The 25,677-nt window shown below is 38.9% G+C and carries 20 protein-coding genes; 6 read left to right on the top strand and 14 right to left on the bottom strand.

The features are described 5' to 3' along the window. The first annotated feature begins 530 nt into the window (after positions 1 to 530). Positions 531 to 1,151: a sterol desaturase family protein gene (locus ACUN24_RS23205; RefSeq protein ID WP_445564674.1), complete on the top strand. Its 621-nt coding sequence runs from the start codon at positions 531 to 533 to the stop codon at positions 1,149 to 1,151. 1 nt (position 1,152) lies between these two features. Continuing rightward, positions 1,153 to 2,094: a phosphatase PAP2 family protein gene (locus tag ACUN24_RS23200; protein ID WP_445564673.1), complete on the top strand. Its 942-nt coding sequence runs from the start codon at positions 1,153 to 1,155 to the stop codon at positions 2,092 to 2,094. Positions 2,095 to 2,161: 67 nt separating this feature from the next. On the opposite strand, the gene ACUN24_RS23195 is transcribed toward ACUN24_RS23200, so the two are convergent. The 4 genes from ACUN24_RS23195 to ACUN24_RS23180 all read right to left on the bottom strand — a co-directional run bounded on the left by ACUN24_RS23195 (position 2,162) and on the right by ACUN24_RS23180 (position 8,374). Then, a complete protein-coding gene (locus ACUN24_RS23195) occupies positions 2,162 to 3,397 on the bottom strand; it encodes an alkaline phosphatase family protein (protein ID WP_445564672.1) in 1,236 nt (411 codons plus the stop codon). Positions 3,398 to 3,474: 77 nt separating this feature from the next. Then, a complete protein-coding gene (locus tag ACUN24_RS23190; RefSeq protein ID WP_445564671.1) occupies positions 3,475 to 4,932 on the bottom strand; it encodes a SusD/RagB family nutrient-binding outer membrane lipoprotein in 1,458 nt (485 codons plus the stop codon). 11 nt (positions 4,933 to 4,943) lie between these two features. Continuing rightward, entirely contained in the window at positions 4,944 to 8,144 is a 3,201-nt protein-coding gene (locus ACUN24_RS23185) for a SusC/RagA family TonB-linked outer membrane protein (RefSeq protein ID WP_445564670.1), read from the bottom strand. Between the two features lie 89 nt (positions 8,145 to 8,233). Then, positions 8,234 to 8,374, bottom strand: coding sequence for a hypothetical protein (locus tag ACUN24_RS23180; protein WP_445564669.1), 141 nt, complete (start codon positions 8,372 to 8,374; stop codon positions 8,234 to 8,236). Positions 8,375 to 8,566: 192 nt separating this feature from the next. Here ACUN24_RS23180 and ACUN24_RS23175 point away from each other — a divergent pair, with 192 nt between their 5' ends. Beyond that, complete coding sequence (locus tag ACUN24_RS23175; RefSeq protein ID WP_445564668.1) at positions 8,567 to 9,190, top strand: TetR family transcriptional regulator; 624 nt, start codon at positions 8,567 to 8,569, stop codon at positions 9,188 to 9,190. Here the strand turns inward: ACUN24_RS23175 and ACUN24_RS23170 are convergent. Then, the gene (locus tag ACUN24_RS23170) at positions 9,162 to 9,407 is read right to left on the bottom strand and encodes a CBU_0592 family membrane protein (protein WP_445565156.1); all 246 of its coding nucleotides are present in this window, start codon (positions 9,405 to 9,407) and stop codon (positions 9,162 to 9,164) included. The genes ACUN24_RS23175 and ACUN24_RS23170 overlap by 29 nt on opposite strands. Positions 9,408 to 9,508: 101 nt before the next feature. Here ACUN24_RS23170 and ACUN24_RS23165 point away from each other — a divergent pair, with 101 nt between their 5' ends. Then, the gene (locus ACUN24_RS23165; protein ID WP_145315342.1) at positions 9,509 to 9,841 is read left to right on the top strand and encodes a hypothetical protein; all 333 of its coding nucleotides are present in this window, start codon (positions 9,509 to 9,511) and stop codon (positions 9,839 to 9,841) included. A gap of 794 nt (positions 9,842 to 10,635) precedes the next feature. Here the strand turns inward: ACUN24_RS23165 and ACUN24_RS23160 are convergent. From ACUN24_RS23160 to ACUN24_RS23125, 8 genes are all read right to left on the bottom strand, one after another. After that, positions 10,636 to 11,457, bottom strand: coding sequence for a universal stress protein (locus ACUN24_RS23160; protein ID WP_445564667.1), 822 nt, complete (start codon positions 11,455 to 11,457; stop codon positions 10,636 to 10,638). A gap of 27 nt (positions 11,458 to 11,484) precedes the next feature. After that, positions 11,485 to 12,936, bottom strand: a complete 1,452-nt coding sequence (locus tag ACUN24_RS23155; protein WP_445564666.1) for an inorganic phosphate transporter — start codon at positions 12,934 to 12,936, stop codon at positions 11,485 to 11,487. A gap of 305 nt (positions 12,937 to 13,241) precedes the next feature. Then, positions 13,242 to 14,312 (bottom strand): hypothetical protein, encoded by a 1,071-nt coding sequence (locus ACUN24_RS23150; protein WP_445564665.1) that lies wholly within the window; start codon positions 14,310 to 14,312, stop codon positions 13,242 to 13,244. A 95-nt stretch (positions 14,313 to 14,407) separates the two neighbouring features. Then, on the bottom strand, positions 14,408 to 15,709 hold the full coding sequence (locus ACUN24_RS23145; RefSeq protein WP_445564664.1) for a hypothetical protein: 1,302 nt from the start codon (positions 15,707 to 15,709) through the stop codon (positions 14,408 to 14,410). A gap of 382 nt (positions 15,710 to 16,091) precedes the next feature. Further along, the gene (locus tag ACUN24_RS23140; protein ID WP_445564663.1) at positions 16,092 to 19,340 is read right to left on the bottom strand and encodes a TonB-dependent receptor domain-containing protein; all 3,249 of its coding nucleotides are present in this window, start codon (positions 19,338 to 19,340) and stop codon (positions 16,092 to 16,094) included. Between the two features lie 167 nt (positions 19,341 to 19,507). Next, entirely contained in the window at positions 19,508 to 20,533 is a 1,026-nt protein-coding gene (locus ACUN24_RS23135; RefSeq protein WP_445564662.1) for a FecR family protein, read from the bottom strand. Between the two features lie 788 nt (positions 20,534 to 21,321). Then, positions 21,322 to 21,912, bottom strand: a complete 591-nt coding sequence (locus ACUN24_RS23130) for an RNA polymerase sigma factor (RefSeq protein ID WP_445564661.1) — start codon at positions 21,910 to 21,912, stop codon at positions 21,322 to 21,324. 78 nt (positions 21,913 to 21,990) lie between these two features. Further along, entirely contained in the window at positions 21,991 to 23,391 is a 1,401-nt protein-coding gene (locus ACUN24_RS23125) for a S41 family peptidase (protein WP_445564660.1), read from the bottom strand. A 182-nt stretch (positions 23,392 to 23,573) separates the two neighbouring features. Here ACUN24_RS23125 and ACUN24_RS23120 point away from each other — a divergent pair, with 182 nt between their 5' ends. Beyond that, positions 23,574 to 23,810: a hypothetical protein gene (locus ACUN24_RS23120; protein WP_445564659.1), complete on the top strand. Its 237-nt coding sequence runs from the start codon at positions 23,574 to 23,576 to the stop codon at positions 23,808 to 23,810. A 140-nt stretch (positions 23,811 to 23,950) separates the two neighbouring features. Here the strand turns inward: ACUN24_RS23120 and ACUN24_RS23115 are convergent, their stop codons facing one another. Next, positions 23,951 to 24,673 (bottom strand): class I SAM-dependent methyltransferase, encoded by a 723-nt coding sequence (locus ACUN24_RS23115; RefSeq protein ID WP_445564658.1) that lies wholly within the window; start codon positions 24,671 to 24,673, stop codon positions 23,951 to 23,953. A gap of 91 nt (positions 24,674 to 24,764) precedes the next feature. Here ACUN24_RS23115 and ACUN24_RS23110 point away from each other — a divergent pair, with 91 nt between their 5' ends. Continuing rightward, positions 24,765 to 25,652 (top strand): LysR family transcriptional regulator, encoded by an 888-nt coding sequence (locus ACUN24_RS23110; protein WP_445564657.1) that lies wholly within the window; start codon positions 24,765 to 24,767, stop codon positions 25,650 to 25,652. The last annotated feature ends 25 nt before the right edge of the window (positions 25,653 to 25,677 follow it).

Here is a 25,677-nt window from a genome sequence, read left to right as displayed (position 1 = left end):
AGAGATTCTTCACTACGTTCAGAATGACAAAAATCCGTCATTATAAGAAAGCTTTTTCAGCCGATGAAGCAATCTTAAACTATGGGTTATAGCGATCGTTGTAAGATTGCTTCGTGCCTCGCAATGACGACCCTTTTATTAAAATCTATATCGTTCTGTCATTCTGAGTGAAACGAAGAATCTTTAAGGCTCATTTAGAAAGGCGCTACGTATAAAACTAAGGTGAATTCAGGTGACTAAGGTGGTCATAAAATGAGCTGTTTAACTTGACCACTTGAGCCACCTAAGAACATATAAGGTGTTGAATAAGGCTTTTCGTAAGTCGCAAATGTTAGTTTGAACGGCCTTATTTGTTATGCTAAATGCAAGGAAGAATCTTTAAAGTTAATTTATGGGTTCTGTGTTTTATAGGTTAGAGATTCTTCACTGCGTTCAGAATGACAAGTGGTTTGAGGAAAAGATCCTGAAACAAGTTCAGGATGACGATTGCATACAAACGGAGTCGAAGACCAGTTAAAAAATATTACCAAATGAAAAAGAATTTTGTTTCAAATTCGAAATCATCCATCAGGATGTTTAAAAACGACTTTTTAGAAAGCCTTTCAAAAGTGCAATTTTACGTGCCTTTGGTGGTATATGTACCTGTTATCGGTTTTCTTTTTTGGAAAGCACTGGCAGAAATACAGATGCCGGTTTTAACCTTTGCTGGCTGGTTTTTGTTGGGCTTAGCCATCTGGACTATCACTGAATACATCCTGCACCGCTATGTTTTTCATTTCGAACCAGATGTAGAATGGGGCAAAAAAATCCATTTTATTTTTCATGGAGTACATCACGATTACCCCAATGATGCCAAAAGATTGGTCATGCCGCCTTCAGCCAGTATCCCGATGGCATTGGGTTTTTACTTTCTTTTCGATTGGTTGTTACCAGATACAATAGTTTATCCATTTTTCTCAGGTTTTATGATCGGTTATCTCTTTTACGACATGGTGCATTACGCACTTCATCATGCTAATTTTAAAAGTGGTTTCTGGAAACAGCTAAAGCAACACCACATGCTTCACCACTATTCCGATTCGACCAAAGGTTATGGAGTAAGCTGGACTTTTTGGGACCATATTTTTAAATCTAATTTTGATAAAAAATAATATGCAGCAAGAAGTATTGCTTAAAAATAGTTTTTATAATCTTCGGAATATTTATCTGACAGTTGCTGTATCTGTTGGATATCTGTTGTTATCAGTACTACTGGTCGGCTTTAAAACCGATCAGCTGGTGCTGATTTTTATTTTTAATACTTTGTTCTTTATCTCAAAAGGAACCCGGCAGTTTATCCTCGGCTTTTCAATCTTCATTGTTTACTGGATCCTTTTTGATTACATGAAAGCTTTCCCGAACTATCTTTTTAACCAAGTGCATATTGAAGATTTATATGAGCTGGAAAAAAAAATGTTCGGCATTAACTACCATGGCTTAATACTTACGCCTAACGAGTACTGGAAGATAAACAGTACTGCATTTTTAGATGTATTAACAGGGGTTTTCTATTTGATGTGGGTGCCTGTCCCGCTGGCATTCGCAACTTATCTTTTCTTTAAGAATAAAGAACAATTTGTGCTGTTCTCGCTCACTTTTGTTTGGGTCAACCTGTTGGGTTTTGTGGTATATTATGCTTTCCCGGCAGCACCGCCCTGGTATGTGCAGGAGCATGGCTTTGAGTTTATAGCTAAAACAGCTGGCAATACTGCCGGATTGGCGCGTTTTGACCATTATTTTAACATTACGCTTTTTCATGGGATATATAGCAAAGGTTCTAATGTATTTGCGGCCATGCCATCGTTGCACTCATCTTATCCCGTTATTGTTGTATATTATGGTTTAAAAAACCGTTTGGGAAAAATTAATATTTTCTTTTTTACGGTAATGCTCGGCATCTGGTTTTCGGCCGTTTATACCAGTCATCACTATACGCTTGATGTACTAGCCGGATTAAGCTGCGCTATATTGGGTATTATTTCTTTCAATTATTTAATTCGGAATACCAGGTTGAAACAGCTTATAGCGAAAATGATAAGTGCAATAAGTAATTAAAAAAGCCCAATATCCGATCCTAAACGATCAGCTATTGGGCTTGCAAAAGTTATTAGAATAAATCTAGTTATTTAACATTTATCCATTTGTTGAGCATGTTATCTGGTGCTTCAACTACGAGTTTATAGAAAGAGGATGGGTAGTTTTTAAGATCTGCCAAATAATGTTGCTGATTAACGTCAACCTCGCCCAATAAATGATATTCATCTTTTCCTCCTGTTTTAAACGCGTTGGTGGTTGCCAGCCAAATTTTTACTTTTCCCGTCTTTTCCAGTGCTTTCCAGCTAATGTCTAAATGGTTTTGAACATAATTGGCTTTTAAAGCTGTGATAGATACAGGGCCAATAAACGGCGTTCCATCTGCCTCCTGTTCTGCGTTCCGGGGAAGTTTTAAATTCAGGTGACGTGCAACTGAGGGCATGATATCGACAATACCAAGATCGAAATAATGGGCATAAGTATTCAGGTTTTTATAATTGCTCACCATCCAGGTAGAACGTTGACGCTCAGATTGCCCGCCGTGTGCGCGACCGGTTTGCTCATCTCTTCCGTGGTCGGTGGTAATCACCATTAACCAGTCTTCATTAAATTTAGCCTGACGGTAGCTGATCGCATCGAAGATTTTACCCATTTGTTTGTCGAGCATGCCTACAGCTTTATAAAACTGAGGGCTGTCTCCAAACTGGTGCCCCATATCATCCGTGTATTCCAGGTAAACCCAGTTAAGATCTGGCGCTTTAGTCTGAATCGTTTCAGCAGCCTGCTTAACCACTTCCTCATCAATTAGATGCATATAATCGGCCTTTTTATCGTGCTTAAAGCGTAGTGTATCCAGTTCAAAACCATCTGCAACATAATCCGGTTTAAAATTACCTGTTTCACTTAGTCCATCGCCCAATAGTTTTGTCCTGTTGTCTGTCCAGCTCGAGAATATGCCGGTCGTCTTTTTTGGATATTGGCTTTTAAAAAGTCTAAAGATGTGCTGGTAATTGTAGTTAGGTGCTTTGATTGCATTATCAGGCACATTGTGTTTATTAACCCAGGTGCCTGTTAACAAGCTATTGTAGCCTACGGCAGAGATAGTCGGTGTTTCATTGTAAGTACCCTTATCGCCACCCACATGCATGCGGGAATACGATCCGGCTTGAATAATCCGTTTAAAATTTGGCAGCTCTAAGCGTTCGAGCACATCAGCCGGAATGCCGTCGGCGATAACATACACCACTTTTTTAGTTTTTATTTTCTGCGCCCAGCCATTTACTGAAACCAAAATCAGGAAGAGGAAAAGAATTTTTTTAATCATTTTATGTTTTGTAGAAATTAGGAATTGCGGTTAAATAAACAGCACCGACAAAATTGGCGGTGCTATTATGGTCTGTTTTATGGTTTCAATAACCACATTACCCCATTAATGTCGTCACCTTCGGGATACTGTCTTGCTATTGCCCCACTAACATTTTGCTGATTCAATCGTAATTCAGATTCCGGATACATCCAACGTTTTGGAATGCGTTTGTTATTTAACACACCGGCTCCTGTAGTATCAAAAACAGGAAAACCAGTTCTTCTCTGCTCAAAAAATGGCTGCCAGCCGCTGTTCATGAAAGATGCGATGTATTTTTGGGTAATAATGTTCTCCAGAGGATTTGCATTAGCATTTAACTGCACTGTTGCCTGCGCCAGATAGGCATTGATAGTGGTCTCGTCGATAGTATAAAACTGCATAGATGCCCTGATGCCCTTTTGATAGTACTCATTTGCGCTTCCTGAAATCCATCCCCTTACAACGCCTTCCGCAAGAATAAACTGTTGCTCAGCATAACCCAATGCTATACTTGCTTCATTTGCCGGGCTATTATAATAACGCGGGTTGATTTTAGAAACTTCTCCCGCAAGCGTACGGGCCGTATTCTCATCTTTTGGTGCGCTACCATTTCCCCCGCCGTAAGCCTTAAAATCTGTTGCGGCAAGCGATGCGAATTTTGGTGCTTTATCGGCAAAGCGGAATAAACGGGAATCCTGAAGCGATTTTAACAAATTGATAAAAGTTTCATCCATATAATATGCGGTTTGCATACTGTTACTATTGAAATATGGATAGCGGTTTCCCTGGAGATCGTAAAATTTAAGCTGCGCATTGTCCGCGTTTCCGGTAAACAGTGGATAATCCGTTGGATTGTTTACAATTTCGGCAAAACGTTTCTTGATTTCAAATTTGGAGTCGTTTTCCTTAACCGATAAACTGATTAATACCCTTAAGGAAAGTGAATTGATTGCGCGTTTCCACTGTTGTATATTCCCGCCGAACACAATGTCTCCCTGTAAATTTGCGGTATTTCCGTCAATCATTCCGTTGGCAGATTTAAGCTCATTTAAAATATTTAAGTAAATGTCTTCCTGCTTGTCATATTTTGGCGCAACAATACCTTGTTCGGCTTTTAAAGCCTCACTGTAAGGAATATCGCCGAAAGTCTGGGTTAATTGTAAAAAATTCCAGGCCTTAAAAAACTTCACAAGTGGCAAATACTGAGGTTTGTTTGTGTTTATGGCAGCTTGTTCCATCTTCACGACCTGGCGCAGGGTATCATAAGTAGCATAGCTGCCCCGGTTCCAACCATAGTATTGGTTTAAGGTAATTTCATCTGTATTTATCATTTGACGGGAAGCAAGCGCTACATCAAGATTAGTTGACTGGAAGGCTTTTTGCTCAATGGCATTCAATAATAGATCGGGTGTCGCAGTAGTAGTTTTGTTCGGATCTACCTGGAACTCGCTAAATTTTTTGCAGCCCATTTGTGCAATCGCTGCAAATAATACAATATATAATGTCTTTTTCATATACATTCAGATTAGAATTTAAGGTTAACGTTAAAACCAAATGAACGGGTCGAAGGCGTTTGGAGGTTATCCTTTGCAGGATCAGGATCAATATTTGGCATTTTTGAGAACAATAAAAGATTACGGCCAACTACTGAAAAATCTAAACCTTTAACAAATGATTTGCCCAGCAGCTTGGCTGGCACCTGCCATCCTAATGTTACTTCTCTTAGTTTCAGGAAGGTTTGCGAAAAATAGTTGTAGTTATTGTAGGCAGCATTACTGGTCTCGATCATATAATCGATATAGTTTACGGCTTTGGCATTTGGGGCGAAAACACGGGTATCGCTTGTAATATTACCTTTGGCATCATAGGTAGCTGCTCCGCTGGTAACCACAACACCTTCACCAACAAAAGTTGCTTTCCCTGCATTGGCATCAATGCGGTATTGGTTAACTGTACCCGGATGTGTACCACCCCACCACATTTTCTGGTTGGTTGTAGAGTACATCAATCCGCCAAGTCGTCCATCAACCAGAAACTTTAGTGTGAAGCTCTTATAATTAAAAGTATTTTCGATACCGTAAGTCCAGTCTGGAGCTTCGTTTCCAATAAACCTTGAAAAATTATCATTTAATGGAAAACCGTTGCTTCCGTAAATAATCTGCCCCTGGCTGTTGGTCTGATAAACCGAACCATAGGTCCTGTCTGTCCTATCACCCATGTGCAGATTGCCCAATGTTTCGGCACCCCCATAAATTTCTTTTAAATACCTGCGGTACTTGCTTAAATTTATGGCCATATCCCATTGAAAATCATTGCTTTTTAACAAGGTTCCATTAACCACAAACTCCATTCCCTTACGCTGATAAACGTTCCCGTTAACCAACTGGCTACCATAACCGCTTGTTATAGAGATATCCGGAGAAGCGATATTGTTAAAGTCGCTTGTCTGGTAATAAGTGGCTTCAACACTTAATCTGTTCTTAAAAAACTTGGTATCCAAACCTACCTCCCAACTGTCTGAGGTTTGTGGGGTAAGGTTAGCCTGTTTAAGCAAACGGCCAAAAGTTAGCGCGGGAGTACTGTTCCAGCTCGTTCCTTTATCAAATGCCGGAAGATAACCATAGGTATAAGTATCATCACCAAGTGTACCGCTTGAAACTCTTGACCAGGAACCGCGTGCTTTTAAATAGCTAAACCAGTCTGGCAGTTTAGTTAACTGGGAAACAACGACAGATGAGCCTATTGAAGGGTAGAAGAAGCTGTTATTATTCGTTGGAAGTGTAGAAATGACGTCGTTTCTGCCAGTAGCAGTTAAATAAATTGCATTTAAAAATTCCAGATCTAAAATTGCATAAACGCTGCTTGTTCTTCTTTCTTCAACAGCATTACTGCCCTGAAGAGGATTTGCAGAATTACTAAGGTTATAAAAACCCGGAATGCTTAATCCATCAGTATTTGTAGAACCGTATTTGTTATTTCTATAATAGTTAGAAGCACCAACCTGCGCATGTAGCTTAAACTTATCACTGAAAGTATGGTTGTAGTCTCCAATTAAATCAGTAACCAAATCAATGTAGTTTTGGGTAGCAACGGTAAACTGTCCTCTGGATTTATTACCATAGCCAATATAACTCATTGGTTCCTTATAGGTCCGGTTTAGGCCATAAGCGTTTAGTCCATTTCTAAACTGAACACTAAAAGCCGGACTGATTTTATAATTTAGGTTTAATGAACCATAGGTGTTGTCTTTATCATAACCGCGCAAATATTCATAAGCCTGGAAATATGGGTTATTGTAGTAAGAGACATTATAATTTCGTTGTTGAATGCCCTCTTTGCCCGGCACCCAATAGTCTTTTAAATCCTGCACACTTACATCGGCCCCTGTCCATAAAACTAAATTGTAAAGGTAGTTGGTTGGTCCGTATCCTGTTTCTGGAAAGTTCTTGGTAAACTGGCGGTTGTAGTTCAATCTTGCATCGATTGTAAATGCATCTGAAAGTTTATAATTACCAGAAACATTAAAGGAACTATTGTTTAAATCGGTATTCGGCACAATTCCTTTTTGATAAATATGCGAAGCTGAAGCCCGGAAGGAACCTTTCTCTGAACTTTGGGTAATGCTAATGTTATTACTTGAAATTAGTCCGGTTTGAAAAAAGTCTTCTACATTGTTTTTTCCCCTCGAAAGGAATGGAAGCGGAACTAATTTTCCGGTAACCGGGTCTCTTGGGCTATTAAATTGAGGCGTTTCAAAAAAACCACTTGGCGTAGTGGCATCGGGCTGATCGAGTTTTGGCCCCCAAATCCATCCAGAGCCTTCTGGTCCTCCTCCTGAACCATCAACATAGGTATATTTTCCCTTATAACCTGCACCATACTCTGTTTGTACTTGCGGAATCCTGATAAAACTTGGCTGTATTTGCGTAGAACTATTTACATCAATGCTAAGATTATTCCCCTTGCCACGTTTTGTGGTAATCATAATTGCACCATTTTGTCCGATAGAGCCATATAGTGCAGATGCATTGGCACCTTTTAATACGGTTACCGATTCGACATCATCTGCATTTACACGAAAAAGATCTGCAGATTGGTCTGGTATGCCATCAATAACAATAAGTGGCTTTCTTCCCCTTAATGAAATAGTTGGTTCCTGAAACAAATCAGTAGAATTGTTAATGTTTAGGCCGGCAACCCTTCCGGTAAGCGAACTGATAATGTTTGCCTCTCTTGCCTTCACTAAATTTTCGCCTTGCACCGTTTGCGCCACATAGCCAAGTTTTGACCGTTCTTTTTTAACACCTAAAGCGGTAACTACCACCTCAGATAATGCTTTTGCATCCTCGGTCATTACGATCTGGTACGTATCGGAATGATCAACTTTAATTTCTTTGTTCACATATCCAATGCTACTAAAAACAAGTACATCGCCATCGTCAGCCTTGATTGAAAAATCGCCTTCCTGGTTAGTAACTGTACCTGTATTGGTTCCTTTTATCAATACTGATATTCCGGGAATGCCCATTTTCTTCTCATCAGTAACATGGCCTTTAATAACCCTGGCGTTTTCTGCTGTTTTTTTCTGCTGCGAAGGCTTTAAAATAATCTTATCATTCGATTTGGGGATAGAAAAGGCAGAATTGAAAATAACGATAAGTAAACAGGTTACCCATAAACTCTTCTTCAGGCAAAACAAAGATGGGTAAGTAAATCTTTTTTTCATAAAAGCTAATTCGTTTGTTAAAATTTTAAATGTTTTTTTGGAGTTATTATCGGGAACTTTGTTCAGTTTGGTTTCCATTTGGCCTGTTCTTAAGATAGCCCTTTGTTTACCGCTGGTAGTGTTTCTCCCATCTTTGCATCAGAGACCATTCCTTTAATGGTAATCCCCTGAGCAAATGCGCTAGCGGATAGGATCAGAAGGTTGAACATCCATAGAAGCTTTTTTTTCATTTTACTTAATATTTAGTTGTTTGTTTTGGAATGACAGGTGCTTTTCAACGGTGCTAAATTGAACATATCATATTAAGGTTAAGTTAAGATTCAATTAATATATTAATTGAACGTTCATTCAATCTATTAATAAAATAGATTTGCAGAATCAAGCTATTTTTGAGTAGTTTGCTCAATTAAATTAACTGCATAATGGGACGCAAAAGCCTAAAAGAGACCAGACGACTGGAGATTATTAAAGTATTTTATCAGGTAGCCAAAAAAGAGGGTTATGAAAATACATCTATTGCCAAGATTGCCAAGGTGATGGATATTAACCCAAGCCTTATTATTCATTATTTTGAAACCAAGGAAGGACTCACTTACGAATTGATCGACCACATACTAGACCGATATTTATTGATTTATACCATCAAACATAAAGGACAAGCAAGTCTGGATGACTTACAGAAAACTATAGAAATGTTGTTTTCTAAAAAATGGAACCTGCTTTTTGATGACGGTTTATTTTATACTTTTTATGCTTTGGCATTCAGGGAAAAAAAAATCAAGCTAAAATATAAGTTAATTCTGGATTCGTTGCGCAATAGACTTGCGCTGTTGATCGAACAATGCAATGCACAATGCATTACAAATGTAGATAACCCACAGGTTGCTGCAGATTTTATTTTTGTAATGGTTGATGGGGTTTATTTTTATCTTTCGATGGAAAGTGATAAAAAAGCTTATTCGGAACGTTTAGACTATTATAAGCAAAAAGCCTACGATACCCTTTGCATACCTCCAGTTAAGGTTGTTTCTGCTCCCGTTTACTAAACTGACGGCTTAAAGCGAATAAACCGATAGACATCCAGAGTACATTTGCTGCTGCATTGGGAAGATCTTGGGTATCAAGGGCAGTAACTGCGAGGCATAATCCACCCATAATATTAAGTGCCTGGAAGGAGATTGAATCTGCGCGGATTAATTTCATACTTAATAAAAGGTATCCGAGGGTGCAAAATACCACTCCTGACCACCCAATAATAGACATTGCTAATTTCATATTATTAACTCCAATTATCTTATAAAAATGCTGTTACTTCTTGTATTCTGAACACAAAATCCTATATTTAACTGAAACAAATGTACAATATGGATCCGAACATTGTTACCCTAAATCTTATCAATTATATCGGCGATTACGACTATTATGATTCACTTACAGACATTAACAGCGACAAACATCCAAAATCCTTTACTAAACTGAGCGAGATCAGGGAAAGGAATAAGCGCCACATCACAGAACTTTTTCCTAATGTGAAATTTCGCGATAATGAAAACCAGCTGCTTGCAGTAGGCCGTTTTAAGGATGATGTTAAGGCGAAGGTAGAAACCTTATCTAAAAAGGAAATAGAGGATTATATCGAAACCTTTAAAAAAGATGCTAAAAAAATCGAGAGGCTTTATAAGAAGGTAAGGAAGTAGTTGGTTCATTATTCATTGGTTTGTTAGGAACTGAAAATTGCCTATGTATTCATAGTTAAATTGTTGAAGCTGTAGTTACCATTTAGTCATTGTAATTTGTTGGTTCTTAATCGTTTTGACCATTAAGAAATTAAGGACATTAAGATTTTATTTAAAAATTTACAAGCTAGGGATTTCATTAGAAAAGTTGTCATCTCGACCGGAGCAAAGCGAAAAGGAGAGATCTATTTAATCCTTTTCATTATAAAGATCCTTCATTGCATTCAGGATGACAAATTGATCGATGGGATGCGGCGAGGGGAGAATATAAAGTTTTAATAGCGCTCGCTAATTGCTCATTGAAAAATGATTATTGGTGATTCATTTCCATCATCCCTCTTACATTTTCCATCCTTAAAGATCCTTTATTGCATTCAGGATGACAAACTGATCGATGGGAGTGTGCCGAAAAAGGATGTAATGTTCTAATGGCGCTCGCTAATTGAAAATTGATTATTTGTGATTCATTTCATTATCCATCGTACATTTTCCATCTATAAAGATCCTTCATTGCATTCAGGATGACAAATGATCGATGGGAGTGTGCCGAAAAGTATGTAATGTTTTAGTGGTGCTCGATAACTGATTATTGGTGATTTATTCCATCATTCCCCTTACATTTTCCATCCTTAAAGATCCTTCATTGCATTCAGGATGACAAACTGATCGATGAGAGTGTGCCGAAAAAGGATGTAATGTTTTAGTGGCGCTCGCTAATTGCTCATTGAAAATTGATTTTTGGTCATTCAAACCTTCTATTCGTGCAATACCAAAATAGCCTTCACCGTTTTGTTCATTACCTGATTAACCGTGCTGCTGGTAAATAAGCGGTAAATAATATTGTGATGGTGTTTAACCAGGCAAAGGATATCGGTATGGTTACTTTTAATGAAATCCATAATGCCATTTGGGGCACTGCTGTCCATAATATAGTTAAATTCGATCTCGGTATCTGGTAAAAGATCCCTGATCCTTTTTTCTCCCGTCTGAATATGTACTTCATCCGATTTTTCGGCCACATAAAGCACCTGCATTTTCCTCGTTCCGGATGCTTTTAACAGTTCGCTAAGGGCGGTAATATCTTTTGGAGATAATACAGTTTCGTAATCTGTGGCCAGCGTAATAATCGGGTAGTTGGTAAAACTGCTCTCCAAAGGAACAATTAATGTTGGGATCCGCATTTTGGTAACCGCCATGCTGGCGTTGCTGCCTACAATTCCGCTGATCCCCGTGGCACCTGTAATGCCCATTACCAACAGCTCTACCGGATTGGTTTCGGTGTGTTTGGTAATTACTGTTTTTAAAAAACCAACATCACATATTGTTTGGAGCTTTACATCTTTAAGGTTTTCCCTTTCGCGGATGTTTTCGGCCCATTCTTTTAAAGCAGCTCTTTTATTTCCGTAATAAGATTCAATAAAAATGGCATTGTAGGTACTGTTATTTATACCTTCGGTAGGATGGATGGCGTGAATGGCCACAACTTCCATTTTCAGCGTTTTTGCCATGGCCAGCGCATAGGAGAGGGCATTTCCGGCACTTCTTGAAAAATCCGTTGCTACAAGTATCTGTTTCATTTTTTGGAGAATAATATTTTAAAACTGTTAAATAAACAGGTGAAAAAGCATGAATAACAAAATAGCCAATACAATCGATACCGGCAAGGTAAGTACCCAGGCCAATCCAATATTTTTAAGCGTGTTATTATTCAGGTTTTTTCGTCCGCCAGAGGCCACCATTGCACCGGCTATACCGCTCGATAATACGTGTGTGGTACTTACCGGCAAGCCAAAAGCGGTGCTCAGGCCAATGGTAGAAGCTGCCACAATTTCTGAAGTAGCGCCCTGGGCATAATTTAAATGCTCGTTACCGATTTTTTCGCCAATGGTAACCGCTATGCGTTTCCAGCCGATCATGGTACCCAGTCCGAGTGAAATCGAAATGACAAGAATTACCCAAAGTGGTGCAAATTCTACCAGTTTCGATAACTCGGAAGCATTATCATGAAGGAGTTGATCGTCGGTTGTGTTAATTACCAATGTTTTATCTTCCCTTACTGTTTTTATAGCAGCAATAACGTCTTCAATCTGCTTACGGAAAAGATAAGTGTTTTTCTTGTCGGTTTCGTTTTTGAGGGAAAGGTGGAATTTCGCTTGGTCTATTTTCTTTACAAGAGCAGTAATATCGAGTATTTTACCCTGATTAAGTTTTGCTGTTTTTTGTAACAATTGTTCAGTTTGGTTAAGTTGGAACAATACTTTATCATTGGGGATATGGTGGTTCACGGCAAATTTTGCAGGTAGAAAAGCAATGAGGATAAGCATCAATAAACCCACACCTTTCTGTCCATCGTTGCTGCCGTGGAAAAAGCTCACCAGGGTACAGGTGGTAATCAGTAAACCCCTGATCAATAAGGGCGGACGGTCGTTCTCGCCTGTTGGGATATGAAAAAGGGCATGGTATTTAACCACATGTTTTAAAAAATACATCAGCAACATGGCCAGACCAAAACCGATAATAGGGGATAAAATAAGCGATAAACCGATTTCTTCGGCCTTGCCCCAGTTTACGCCCTGGCCACCGTAGTACCAGGTAAAAGCCAAACCTGCACCAATCATGGCACCGATCATGGTATGCGAACTTGAGCAGGGGATGCCCAGGTACCAGGTGCCGAGATTCCAGGCAATAGAGGCCAGTAAAACGGCCAAAACCATTGCAGCGCCAACACCAACAGGAAGGTCCATTAAAGCATCAAGCGGAACGAGTTTTAAAATACCCATCGCTACCGCTATTCCTCCGGTAAATACACCCATGAAATTCCAAAATCCCGACCAGGGGATGGCTACAACAGGTTTTAACGCTTTGGTATAAATTACAGTAGCTACTGCATTGGCCGTATCATGGAAACCGTTTACAAACTCAAATCCGACTACGGCGAGCAAGCAAACGATAAAAACAATGGCAAGAGGGGTACTTAAATTGGTGTTCCCTAAAAAGGGTATAACAGTACAGAAAGACGGCATAAAATCAGTTTGGATATTGATGTTGCAGATCATGTATCTGCGCTTTCAAATAACTGAATAACTAACTGATTTAAATCGTTTTGAATGTTAAATGATTGTTATCAATAGGTTAAAGTGGGTGGTTGTTTTTTAACTTAATGGCGATAAAATCGCCCATCTCATCAATCCCCGTTACAAACGAGGACGATCGCCGCTCCAAAAGCTAAATTGTAAAATGAAGGTGCATTATTATTAAAATACAGTTGGTGTGTTCAATAAACTGTGTCATAAACGTCAATGGGGAAAAGCCATTGCAGAATGCCCGGTTTTTCCCCATTTTTATAGGGTGATTAAAGATTTTACTGGAAGTATTGAGAAAGGTCTGTTAGTTCGCCCGATAATGAAGTACCTCTTGGTGTTGTGGTAATTAAATTGTTCTTATCCCTGATTACATAAAGCTTTGACTTACCCGCTTCAAAATTAAGTACGCCGAAACGGCCTTCGTTTGCCTTAAATGGAAAGCCCGCAGGAATTAATGGGGTGGTTAAACTAGAATACGGAACATTGTTTGTGCCTTTTTCGTAAATATCGAAACTGTAGATATAATTGGTCCCCGGTAAAGGAGGCAGCTCAATAGTGTTAAAACTTCCGTCTTTTGGTAGGGTAAACCTGATTTCCGGATTAATTTTGGTTGCCACCTTTGTGGTTTGGTTATTCGCATAGAAAACAATATCCACATCAACGTTTTTAAATTGGGTAGCATAGCGTGTCTCAAATTTTGCGCTGATCACCATATTGGAAGGGTTTTTTGGGGGATCGAGTTTTACATTATCTGCTATTTTTATCCCATCAAAAAAGAACTGTATACTTTGCTGGGGTGTTGTAGATTCGATAGTTTTTGTTAATAAAATGTTGGTTTCACCTTTTTTTCTTACCTGGATTTCTCTTGTAGTCCCCTTATCTATCAAAATTGATGATCGGCTATTTACCGCACCGCTTTTAGATAGGATAATATTACCATCCAATAAAAACTCTAGTTCACCTGTTAAAGCATAACCTTTAATTAGTAAAGAAACTGCATTGTCGTAAATTTTGGTCCCATCATAAAAAATATTAACATTTTGATCAAAAGGAGAGGGAGGAACTGCTTTGCTGAACAAAATTTCATTAGTGCCTTTTTTTCTCACCTGCATCTTTGCATCCTGATTTTTTACCGATAGTAAAGTTTTGATGTTTATGTCTCCGGTACCGGCCTTTGTGGTAGCCACAACACTGTCTTTATACAGATATTCAAGATCTACCGTAGTGCTACCGGTAACTGATAATTGAACAATTTTAGGTGGTTCTGGCTGTAATATGCGCTCTTTAGAACAGGAAATGATAGTGGCAATGGTGATTAAAAAGAAAATAGTAAATATTTTTTGTTTCATTTTGGGAAATAATTATGGCTTAACGCCCTGTTTGGTTTTTATAAATAAGAGACCATACCCACATGGGTATAGCCTCTTTAAATCAAGAGAGAAAATTAAAATACAACTTTAGACCATCCAGCTGACCATGAAGGTAAGCTTAAAGTAGATGGTGAGCCTGGAGTGTTATACCAAGGTTGGGTAAAACCAAACGCATCTGCATGGGCTGCATCAACTGCAAATGAATTGCCGCCACCATCGATAAATGCACCAGAAGCTACAGTCACTGAATTAACAAAACCATGAACTAAAGTGCTTGTAATGTTTGATGAACCAGCAGGAGCGTCAGCATCAAATGCGATACCTGTAGGATAACCAGATATAGTTACATTAATCAAATCAACTGAAGATCCTCTACGTTGACGCATACCGTTACGATAGCCTAAACCAGCAATACCTGAAGTGTTTTCAGTTCCAAAAATGTTTACGTTGATTAAGGTTGGATGTGTTTTAGGGATCAAGCTAAAAGTAGGGTCTTCTGCAGATGCATTATTATCAGATTCGATACCGTTAGAATCGCTTGCGCCGCCGCTTGTGCTATGTGTTGCATTTTTGTCGGCAATAGCAATTGCATCAACCAATGTACCGGTAAAACCATTGTCAAAATCAAATTGATCGTCGTCAGATGCTAAGGCAATTAAGTTACTTGGACTAACTGCACCACCGAAAAATTCGAATCCATCATCAAGACCGTAAGAAACCTGTACGTGATCGATAGTAGTACCGTTACCCACACCACCTAAAGTTAAACCGTTAACCTCAACGTTAGGAGACAATAGGTAACCAGCATACTCAATACGCACATATTGGAATGTTCCGCGGTTATCTTCATCATTAGTACCTCCGTAGTGGAATTTACCTACATCTGCCAAACCTTCAATGAATTTATCACCAACGTTGATTTTTGCATTACCTAAAATGATCACACCACCAAAATCGCCTGGTTTACCTGTTGTGCTTGCATCACCATCTAAAAGGTAACGGCTGGTAAATACAATTGGAGCATTAGCTGTACCTACTGCATTGATGGTACCATCTTTTGCGATAACCAATACACCGTTTTGTACACCGGTAGTATTAACTGATGATTTGATGTAAGTGCCTGGCTGGATGGTTAATGTAGCACCATTTCTTACGGTTACTACGCCACTTAATTCGTAAACGTTTCCTGCTGTCCAGGTTACAGAGCTGGTAATGTCTCCGCTAACTGCCACAACTGGCAATGATGATTGTGAATAATCTGCTGCTGAAGTGCTGCGGTTGCCAAATGCAGATGAACCACCTTCATTTTTCTTACAAGCCGTAAAAGAAACGGCAACAATTGATAAAAGACCGATTAAGCTTTTGAAATTTTTCATTTTCGTTTTTTTGTTTTCATAGGATCTGATAGGTTTGATCCATGTTTTTTTGGTTGATTTTTTGGCTATTTAGGGCTAAGGACAGATAATTCCTTCTTTTTTTATAGAAATAAAGGCCTATAGATCACTAAATAGTATGTTTTTTATATCTTAGTATTTCTTATCGATAACTAAGCAGTTCTGTTTGCTGCCCTTGGCTTCTAACAGTATATTTTTAAAATATTTCAGGTTTATCCTGGATTGACCGTTCCTCTAGAAATGATCGGTTTAAACGAAGGGTTTTGGTACAACCTTTCGTTTTTTTTATGGCTATGCAGGAAACTTTGTTCCTCCTCTCTGATTAAATAGTGTAACCTTATTGATATTGTTTTTCATGGTAGCTTTAAAAATTATAGGTAATGGAAGTACTGTAGGTTCGGCCAAATTTTTGCGAAAACATAATCTGGTCTCCATCATCTAAATTGTTTGTAAAACCGGGCTTCAGGCGGAATCTGGTACTGTAATCGGAAGTGCCGGCGATATGATCCGGGTTAGCTTCGTAGCTGGCTGTGTTTTTGAAAATAATAGATGCTTTATTAAGCAGGTTGCCTGCATTTACTTTGACTTCGAATTTGTTTTTGTAAAATTTATAACTTACCTGGGCATCAATCTGTGCACGTGGGTTTTCATACTCAATGTTGTTAAGTTCCGGACTAACAAGTGTGGTTTTACGGCCTGATTTATTGTAAGACATGTTAAATCCAAAATGTTCGTCCAAATATTGCAAACCAGCATTAAGAAGATAGGGTGCTTGTCCGTACATGTTCCTTTTTGCTTTAGAGCTTACCATTATATCATTTCCATCTGGTCCTTTGGTTTTGTAGGTGCCCACAACATCTGCTGTTTGCAGGGTAAGGTTTCCGTAAAGGGTAAGGCGCGATAACAGGGCATAGTTGGAAATAAAGCCGAGATTTTTCCTCAGTTCGAATTCTAAGCCATAGACTTTCGCTTCATCAGAATTTTTGATATAATAAAAACCAATGCCGTTTGATAAACTGTAAGTAACTTCGACGGGATTATCGAACTTTTTATAGAATGCACTTGCCGAAATAATTTCGCCAAGGCCCGGAAACCACTCTGCTTTAAAATCATAATTTTTAATTTGGGTACTGGCTAAACCTTCATTGCCAAACAATCCATCAAACATTGGGTCGTATCTAAAAAACTTACTGTTATCCATTAACTCTGGTCTGATTACTGCATTTGAAAATGCTGCCCTCAGGTTAATCTGTTTGGTAGGACTGTAGGTAAGATTGGCCGATGGCAACCATCGCCATTTATTTTCTGGAGGAAGCGAAAATAGGCTTGTTCCCTTAATATTAAGATCATTGCGTTGCTCGGTATATTTATAATATTCGGCCCTAACACCCCAAACCAACCGTAACTTTTCAGCAAGTCGGTTATCGAGCATCACATAAGCTGCATTGGTAATACTTTTTCCTTTATAGCCATTTAGATAATATGGGCTTATAAAGTAATTGTAGCCATTGTTGCCAATTTTTGCCGGATCAATCATCTGGCCTATTGGGATATTTCTTAAACTATCCGCAATTGTAGCGTTTTGAATCAGCGAAACGATTTCCCAATTTAACGATCCTTGCTTCTGTATGCCAAAATAGCCGGTTTTTAAGGTGTTATTTAAGGGCCCTGTTTTAAAAGGCATGCTCGCATCTCCCCCCCACGAAAAATGGTGCTCATTATTGCTGTAATTATGGCGTGATGTGGGTTTGATATTTCCCTCCCTTTGCCCGCTTGCCTGGTAAAAATACTCGTAATCGTTACCTACCTTTTGTAAGTTCTGGGTAGTAATACCCATATCCTTTTCTTTACGGTCTATTGATGTTCTGGATAGGTTCCATTCTAATTTAACCTTGCCAACCTGATGCTGCCCGTTGAGTTTATTTTGTAAAAGATCTGTATAGGTAGGGTCGTCGGTTTCGATAATGGCATTCGGTTTTAGTCCGTTGGTATAAAAAGTAAAACCCTCATTTGCATCGTAACCAACCGTTCTTAACAGGTCGTTATTGTAAATGTGCGTGTAGGTGTTGCGGAAACTAAACCTGTTTTTATCCAGTTGTAAACCTACATTTAACATGGCTGCTAAAGTGGTGTTAAACATGTATTTGGCACCCGTATTTGGGGTATTAGCATTCCATTCGCTCCTGGTTTGTTGCTCAACAATATTAATGTTCTGGTTGTTGCGGTAGTTTAAAGATGCTGTATAACCAAGTTTTTTGTTATTTGTGCTATCAATACCGATCAATCTGCCCATGGTAAACTGATAGTTTTGCGATGGTGCAGTTTTATACTTATACATCGTAAAATTATCATTCGTAAACTTCTGGCTCTGGGCAATTAATTTTTGTGCATACTGTTCAGATGTAAGGTTATTATTTGGCATCACAGTAGGTTCGGTATGCTGTAAATCGGTCGGAAATTTTCGTCTTCCATCATCAAAACCGAAATAATCATATTTGCCACGTTTGTGGCTTAAAAAATCCTTACCTGTACTTTGGTCGTTGTAAGCAGTACCCGCAGTAAAACTCATGAAATTTTCTGTTGGGATATCTTTGGTGTTAATCTGGATCAATCCACCTCCAAAGCTGCTGTTCATATCTGGGGTAACCGTTTTGCTTACCACTACATTATCAACAAGGCTCGAAGGAATCAGATCAAAAGAAAAATTGCGGGTTTGGGCTTCGGTGCTTGGCAAAGTAATACCATCTAACTGTGCGGTGTTATAACGTTCGCCAATACCACGAACCAGCACCAGTTTATTATCAACTGAGCTCACCCCGCTGATGCGTTTTAAACTTTCGCCGATATTCTTATCCGGTGTTCTCGAAATCTGTTCGGCACTAATCCCGTTACTGATTTCGGAGGCGTTTTTCTGACGGGCCAATAAGCCTTCAACTGATGCTTTTTTATATGTGGCGGTTACTACAACATCCTTAAGCCCCTTTGCATCGGGTTTTAAAGAAATATCCAAAGGCGTGGCTTTGTCGGCCTTTACCGTTACATCACTGATGCGTTGGGTCGCATAAGAAATATAACTGATTTCTACCGTATAGGTACCAGGTTCTACGTTGATGCTATAACTTCCGTCGCTGGCCGTTTGGGTGGCTCTACCTGTTTCGATAATTTTGATGGAAGCACCAGGTAATGTTTCACCTTTTTCGTCGAATATTTTTCCCGATATCCGGCCCGGTTTTACCGGATCGGGTAATTTATAAAGCAATATGGTATTGGTATCGGCAAACCTATATGCTACTCTGGTGCCCGACAATATTTTTTTGAGGATAAGCTCAAGAGCCATGTTTTTTGCTTCAAGGCTTACTTTTCCATTTTTACTGAAAATCGATTTATTGTAGTTGATTGAAAATCCTGCTTTTTCTTCGAGCAACGAAAGTGCATCTGGAATGCTCATTTCGGCTATTTTAATGCTCAAACTGCTTTCTTTTGGTGTCTGTGCAAAGCTGCTTGCCATGCCCTGGTTAAATAAGAAAGTAAACAGTACCATTAAGGCTACCATTGGGCGGTAATCCAAATTGATAAAATATTTTTTTATATAGTCGTAAAACCCTATTTTCATAGGTTCAAGATGTTTTTTAATTCTCACGGGTTAAAAACTTTTGTTTTAGGAGCTGGATTGTTCGAGCAATCCGGCTCCTTGTTCATGTTAAGAGGTTTAATTGTTTTTCGTAGGTATAAATCCGGTTTATTGCGCCTTTTGCAGCGCCATAGCATATCGCTAACTCATCATTGACAGCCCTCCCCCCATACGGTAATTGTTTTGTTCGCAGTATCTATTTTATATTTCATCTTTTTGCCGCTCATCACGCGGATTTCTTCCATTATATTGCCAATGCTTTTGTTGGTAAAGGTTGCATTAAACCTGCACTGGTTTAGTTTATTGGTCTTCAATTCAAAATGCACATTGTAATACCTTTCTAATGACTTAAGCATATTGGGAAGGGCTACATCTTTAAAAGCAAAGCTGTTTTTAATCCAGGCATTTACTTCGGTGATGCGCTCGTTACTAACAGTGTAATCGTGTGCTTTTAAATGGTATAATAATTTCATTCCTGGGGTAAGCAGCGAAAGTTGTTTTAATTTTCCCTTACTGTTCTCCGAAACTTTTACCTTACCGGTACGTACTGCCACACTGAAAGTTCCGTCTTTCGGATAAGCATATATGTTAAAGGAAGTACCCAAAACCCTTGTCTGCATTTGTCCGCTATGTACTATAAAAGGACTGCTGGTATCATGTTTTACTTCAAAAAATGCTTCACCTTCCAACTGGATATTTCTCAGTTTGCCTTTAGCAAAATGTGATGGCCAGGTAAGTTTACTTCCGGCGGCAAGGTATACAACCGAACTATCAGGCAGTATCAACTTCACTTTTTCGCCTTTTTGAGTCGTTTTACTTAAAAAAGCAATAGCTGTTTGTAAAGGTTCTTGTGTTTTTTTGTAGGCATACCAGCCAAATGCTGCAGAAATAACCACCACAACTGCTGCTGCATATTTTAATATAGGGTGTAGCGGTCTGCTTTTTGGTTCCCGCTCTTCAATTTTATTCCAGATCTGGTTAAGGCCTTGCCTGGCTTCAGAAGAGTAGTCGGCTTGATGGTTTTGCTTTTTCCATGCTTTTTCCATTACTGCATGAAATTCGCTGTCGCCATTCGCTGGATTGGCAAGGTAATCCAACAGGATTTTTTCCTCCTCCTGATTGGTTTTGCCTTCCAGGTATTGTTCAAATAATATTTTAATGTAATCTTGTTTCACTTTTTATGCTTGTTCTTTACGCTTTTATGCTGCGCGTTACTGTATATATGCACGAGAGTTGGCATACAGCTATAGGGAAATGAAATTTATTTTAAAAAAGATTTAATCGATGATTAATCACCAATAATCAATTTACAATGACCGATTAGCGCGTGTTTTAGGAGTTAGCCACGGAGGCACGAAAACGCGGAAATTTAACTCGTTTTGTCATCCTGAGCGCAGTCGAAGGATCTTTTAGGATAGAAAATCTAAGATGGATAATGGAAATGAATAATCCAATATGTCATGACTAATTAGCGAGCGCCGCGCATCCCTATCAATCAACTTTTCATCCTATTAATCTTTGTGTAAAATTCCCTCTAGTTTCCGTCATTTCAAGCGGAGTGCAACGCAGTCGAGAAATCTGTTGAGATAGATCTCTCCATTTCGCTGCGCTTTAGTCGAGATGACGATTTTTCTAATTAATATAAATGATAGCAATTAATCTCTGCGTGAAAATTTCCTCTAGTTTCCGTCATTTCGAGCGTAGTGTAACGAAGCCGAGAAATCTGTTAAGATAAATCTCTCCATTTCGCTGCGCTTCAGACGAGATGAAGATTTCTCTAATTAATATAAATGATAGGAATTAATCTCTGCGTGAAAATTCCCTCTAGTTTCCGTCATTTCGAGCGGAGTGCAACGCAGTCGAGAAATCTGTTGAGATGGATCTTTCCATTTCGTTGCGCTTCATTCGATAGCTATTGGATATAAATGACGATCGCGGTTACTAAACGCTCCACGCTGACCGCTTAGCAAAACATCACTACTACCAATGATATAATTGTTTCCGGCGAATAAATCTTAAAGTATTTCCTCATGATGCTTAGTGATTTTTTCAGGTGGTTGTTCACCGTGTTTTTAGAAATCCCCATCAGCTGCGATATTTCTTCATGTGTATGGTGGTCGTTCCGGCTCATGAGATAGATCCGTTTTACCTGAGGAGAAAGGCTTTCGATCGCTTCCTGTGCCAACTGTTTCGATTCTTTTGCATCAAGTTCATCTTCAATCGCATTAAAAGATTGTTCATGTGCTAAACTTTCGCTGCTATAGGCCTTTTCCCTTGCTTTTTTACGGAGTGTGCCCAAAAAATTATTGCGGATGAGGGTATAAAGAAAAGCATCGAAATTTTTTTCGGGGTCTACCTTAGTCCTGTTTTCCCAAAGTCTGACAAAGCTATCTTGTGTCAGTTCTTCGGCTTGTTCACGGCAGCGGGTAAAATGGTAGGCATAACCAAATAGCTTTTGGCGGTACTTGTGGTAAATTTCATTAAAAGCAGCAGAATCGCCAGCTTTCAATGCATTCAGGAGTTTTATATTTTTAAAATCTTCCAACTTTTCCATGAGTAGCGGTTAACGGTGGCAAGTTAGGGCTTGTGTTTAAAGTTAATGTTAAGCTAATGAGAACCTTTTCTATCTCTGCTATCGGTGGGTAATAACCATGCCCTGTTGTGCAGATTGCGCTCTCGAATCCATTAAAATATTTCCGGGTTGGAAAGCTCCCGAAAGCATTGTGTTAAGACTAATGCTCGTTTTGGCTACTTTGCCGCTTATCCTTGCCATTGCTGCTTTTACCAGCGGATCGGCCTGATCGCCAAATGGGAGCAGGGGTAAGGTATTGATTTCATTTACATTTACATCGGGCGGGATACCTGCACTGTAATTACCGGTTCCTTGTGCGTTAAATAGTTTATACACAATCGGGTGCATTTCCCAGTCAACCTGTTTTGGACTCCTTGCATCAAATATCCTGAACGATGCTTCATCTTTGCCCCTCGTCTTTTCACCGATCTGTATAACCTGGATAAAGGGTTTTAAATTGTTGATCATCACTTCTGAAGCCGATGCCGTGGCGGCAGTTGACAAAATATAAACCTTGCTTAAACCCAGGTTTTGTTGAAGAAGAACATTGAAATTTACAGTTCGATCGAAAGTAGCTGCGGTACCAATGGACTCTGTTCTGTTTCCACCGTTTTTATTGCCCTTGTAGGTAATGAATGCTTTATCGAAAGTTACGTTCTGTGCAATCATGGTACATATTGCTGCCGCTTCTGCTACCTGACCACCAGCATTATAACGTAAATCGAGGATCAGGTCGGTAATGCCCTCAGCCCTGAAATTACTGAAAACCGGAATTAATGAACTAGCCAATCCTCCATTAAAATCAAGAAAATAGAGGTAGCCGATTTTTTTTCCATCACTTTCCATCACTTTACTAATTTCTTTTTGATCGAGGATTACACCTTTAGCCAGTTCTACGGTACGTGTATCTGTCCATACGTTGCTGTTCTGCTCTGCCAGCGTTAGCGAAAAGCGGTCGCCACTTAAAATTTCGCCCTGCAGAGCCTGTGAGTTGGAAGTTGTTAATGTTTTTCCGTTGATCTTGCTGATGTAATCTCCACGTTTTAATCCTGCCCGTGATGCAGGAGAATCTTTTAAAACCAGTTTGATAATTCCAATTATTTTAGCACTGTTCTGGTCGCTAACAGTTACATAATCAAAACCAAAGTTCCGGTTGTTCGGTATAATGGTTGTGGCGTCATTTGGGATATTGATATAGGAAAAACGGTCGGAAGCATTGCGGACGGTATTAAAAAAATCTTTGGGTGATAGACCGATATTTGGATCGGAAGGCAATTGCTCATTCCAATAATAATAGCGTTTCAGACTGTCGAGTATCCAGGTATTGATGTTTTCGTTACTTCCAGCGGGATAATCGGGACGTTTTTTATCTTTTTTGCAGGAATGGAGGGAAATGGTCAGAATAATTAGGTAAGAGCAGCAATAAGCCATTCTTTTTAAGTGAGTTGAGCGTTTTTTCATAACCTTTCTGAATTTTAACAGCAAACTTAAAACTACTATTGTTAAGCAGGGATTAAGTTTTAGGCCCCGGTTGATGAGCTTAAATGAAAAAAAAGCTTACTGTTAATTTAAGGTTAGCAGATGAATTAACGTTAATGTAACAATAATTAAATGTTTGCTTTTTATTGTGGTAACTTTGCGTGGTGAATACCCCACTCTACATCTATTACGAATTGCTGATCCGTTTATCTGAAATTGAATCCGAAATCGGTCATTATGTATCCTCCACCGCGAATGAAGAAGCTTGCATATTACGCACTACAAATGGTACTTTAAAAGTTCCGGTTAACTTTTTAAAGTTACAGTTTGAAGATCCTAATCTGATCAATCAAGATGAATTAGCTGTATTAAGTAAAAGTTTTAAACCTGGCTACCCTTAATTTGGTAGGTGGCCTATTAAATCATTTATTAAAAATAAACCCGGGATTCTCTTTTTTTAAAATAGAATTATTCTTGCTATTCATTAATCTTAGTGGAGATTCTGCCAGGTAATGATTGAATATTACCTGGCAGAATCGTTTTATTTTATCGCACCAAAGGCTGCAAAATAAGAGTTTTTATGCAGTATCTCAGTAACGCTAAACCCAACTTTTTGCAGTAATGCCAGCTGATAGTTTAAAGAACGCGGGGTATCTTCATATTCTATATAATCAAATACCTTCTGTTTATATGCTTCACCACCAAGTGTTTCGAGGTAGGCCCCATATTGATCCTGAAAAAGATTATCGATCAATACAGAATCGTGTGCAATAAGGTCTGAAATCCAGATACTGCCGCCGGGTTTTAAGGCGCGGTAAACTTTAGTAAAAACAAGTTCCCAGTCGGCATCAGTACGCAAATGATGAAATGTTGCTGCGGCTAATACAATATCGAAATGATTGTCAGGTAAATTAAGGTTTCGCATATCGTCCTGTATAACGGTTACTGTTCCGGTAGTTTGTGCCGATACCCTATCATTTGCACGTTCCAGCATCGGTAAACTCAAGTCGTTAAGGGTACAGTTCAGGTTTGGGATTTTGCTGAGCATTTTTAACGTGTAATTACCTGCACCACATCCAATATCCAAGAGTTCTTTCGCGTTCGGATTAATATATGTGGCTGCTCCTGTGCAAAGTTCCATGGTAAGTGGTGCGTCGATCGTGGTTTGTTGACCGCTTTCTAAGTTCGAGAAACGCTCTACATCGTTATCAAACCTTGTTTTGATTTCTTCATTAGTTGCTTTATGCGAATAATCTTTGTTCATTGCTTTAATTTTTTTGTAAAGTTAGTGCTGTTTATCATATTTGTAAAATATCAATTTTAGTATATATCAATACCTGTTAAGTATTATCAGTATGGAACTCAGACATCTGTTGTATTTTAAAACTGTTGCAGAAGAACTTCATTTTACCAAAGCAGCAGCCAAACTTTTTATCTCGCAACCGCCCTTAAGCAGGCAGATTAAAGAACTGGAAGAAGAACTTGGTGCACAGCTGTTTGTTCGGAATAATAAGCGGGTGGCATTAACAAACGCCGGCAAATATTTTAAGAGTGAGGTTGATGCCATGTTTAACAAGCTGGAAGAAAGTAAAGAGGTTGTTCGTAAAATTCATAAAGGGGTTAGCGGCGAATTAAGGATTGGTTATATCAGTTCGGTTTACCAATCGCACCTGGCAGAAATTTTAAAATTGATGCATCAGGAATTTCCTTATCTAAAAACGAGTTTGTTTGAAGTACCTACACTCACCCAAATTAAAGCACTGGAACATGGCAGCCTGGATGTTGGGATTTTAAGAGCTCCGGTTTTTTCCGAGAAATTGAAAGTAGAATCTTTGTTTTTTGATCCATTTGTGGTGGTTATTCCTTTAACAGATCAAAAAAATGATGGTCAGCATGAACTTACCGATTTTTTGAAAAAAAGTCCGTTTATATTTTTTAATAAAGATTTTGCACCCCAGTACAACCAAAAACTCATGGAGATTTGCCAGCGGATGGGTTTTAGTCCAGACATTACCCACGAGGCCAACAATGTACACTCCATATTACAATTGGTAGAAGCAGGTCTGGGTGTATCTATTTTGCCATTATCGTTAAAGAAGCAATACGCACATTTGAAAGTATCTTTTGTAGAGTTTGATGCTATTCCTGTTAATACAGAGGTGGTATTGGCTTATAAAGAATCGAGTAAAAGCCCTGCGTTAACCTGGTTTATTAAACACTATACCCAGTTAAAAATGAATTGATTAATTCAATGCTAAGGATATCTGC

This window comes from Pedobacter sp. WC2501 (genome assembly GCF_052682415.1).
Note: the sequence above shows the minus strand (reverse complement) of the source record. Positions and strands in the feature narration are given on the sequence as shown.

What these genes read in the sequence shown, in the direction of transcription:
- ACUN24_RS23205 (WP_445564674.1), top strand. Translation starts at nt 531, where the DNA reads ATGAAAAAGAATTTTGTTTCAAATTCGAAATCATCCATCAGGATGTTT.
- ACUN24_RS23200 (WP_445564673.1), top strand. Translation starts at nt 1,153, where the DNA reads ATGCAGCAAGAAGTATTGCTTAAAAATAGTTTTTATAATCTTCGGAAT.
- ACUN24_RS23195 (WP_445564672.1), bottom strand. Translation starts at nt 3,397, where the DNA reads ATGATTAAAAAAATTCTTTTCCTCTTCCTGATTTTGGTTTCAGTAAAT.
- ACUN24_RS23190 (WP_445564671.1), bottom strand. Translation starts at nt 4,932, where the DNA reads ATGAAAAAGACATTATATATTGTATTATTTGCAGCGATTGCACAAATG.
- ACUN24_RS23185 (WP_445564670.1), bottom strand. Translation starts at nt 8,144, where the DNA reads ATGAAAAAAAGATTTACTTACCCATCTTTGTTTTGCCTGAAGAAGAGT.
- ACUN24_RS23180 (WP_445564669.1), bottom strand. Translation starts at nt 8,374, where the DNA reads ATGAAAAAAAAGCTTCTATGGATGTTCAACCTTCTGATCCTATCCGCT.
- ACUN24_RS23175 (WP_445564668.1), top strand. Translation starts at nt 8,567, where the DNA reads ATGGGACGCAAAAGCCTAAAAGAGACCAGACGACTGGAGATTATTAAA.
- ACUN24_RS23170 (WP_445565156.1), bottom strand. Translation starts at nt 9,407, where the DNA reads ATGTCTATTATTGGGTGGTCAGGAGTGGTATTTTGCACCCTCGGATAC.
- ACUN24_RS23165 (WP_145315342.1), top strand. Translation starts at nt 9,509, where the DNA reads ATGGATCCGAACATTGTTACCCTAAATCTTATCAATTATATCGGCGAT.
- ACUN24_RS23160 (WP_445564667.1), bottom strand. Translation starts at nt 11,457, where the DNA reads ATGAAACAGATACTTGTAGCAACGGATTTTTCAAGAAGTGCCGGAAAT.
- ACUN24_RS23155 (WP_445564666.1), bottom strand. Translation starts at nt 12,936, where the DNA reads ATGATCTGCAACATCAATATCCAAACTGATTTTATGCCGTCTTTCTGT.
- ACUN24_RS23150 (WP_445564665.1), bottom strand. Translation starts at nt 14,312, where the DNA reads ATGAAACAAAAAATATTTACTATTTTCTTTTTAATCACCATTGCCACT.
- ACUN24_RS23145 (WP_445564664.1), bottom strand. Translation starts at nt 15,709, where the DNA reads ATGAAAAATTTCAAAAGCTTAATCGGTCTTTTATCAATTGTTGCCGTT.
- ACUN24_RS23140 (WP_445564663.1), bottom strand. Translation starts at nt 19,340, where the DNA reads ATGAAAATAGGGTTTTACGACTATATAAAAAAATATTTTATCAATTTG.
- ACUN24_RS23130 (WP_445564661.1), bottom strand. Translation starts at nt 21,912, where the DNA reads ATGGAAAAGTTGGAAGATTTTAAAAATATAAAACTCCTGAATGCATTG.
- ACUN24_RS23125 (WP_445564660.1), bottom strand. Translation starts at nt 23,391, where the DNA reads ATGAAAAAACGCTCAACTCACTTAAAAAGAATGGCTTATTGCTGCTCT.
- ACUN24_RS23115 (WP_445564658.1), bottom strand. Translation starts at nt 24,673, where the DNA reads ATGAACAAAGATTATTCGCATAAAGCAACTAATGAAGAAATCAAAACA.
- ACUN24_RS23110 (WP_445564657.1), top strand. Translation starts at nt 24,765, where the DNA reads ATGGAACTCAGACATCTGTTGTATTTTAAAACTGTTGCAGAAGAACTT.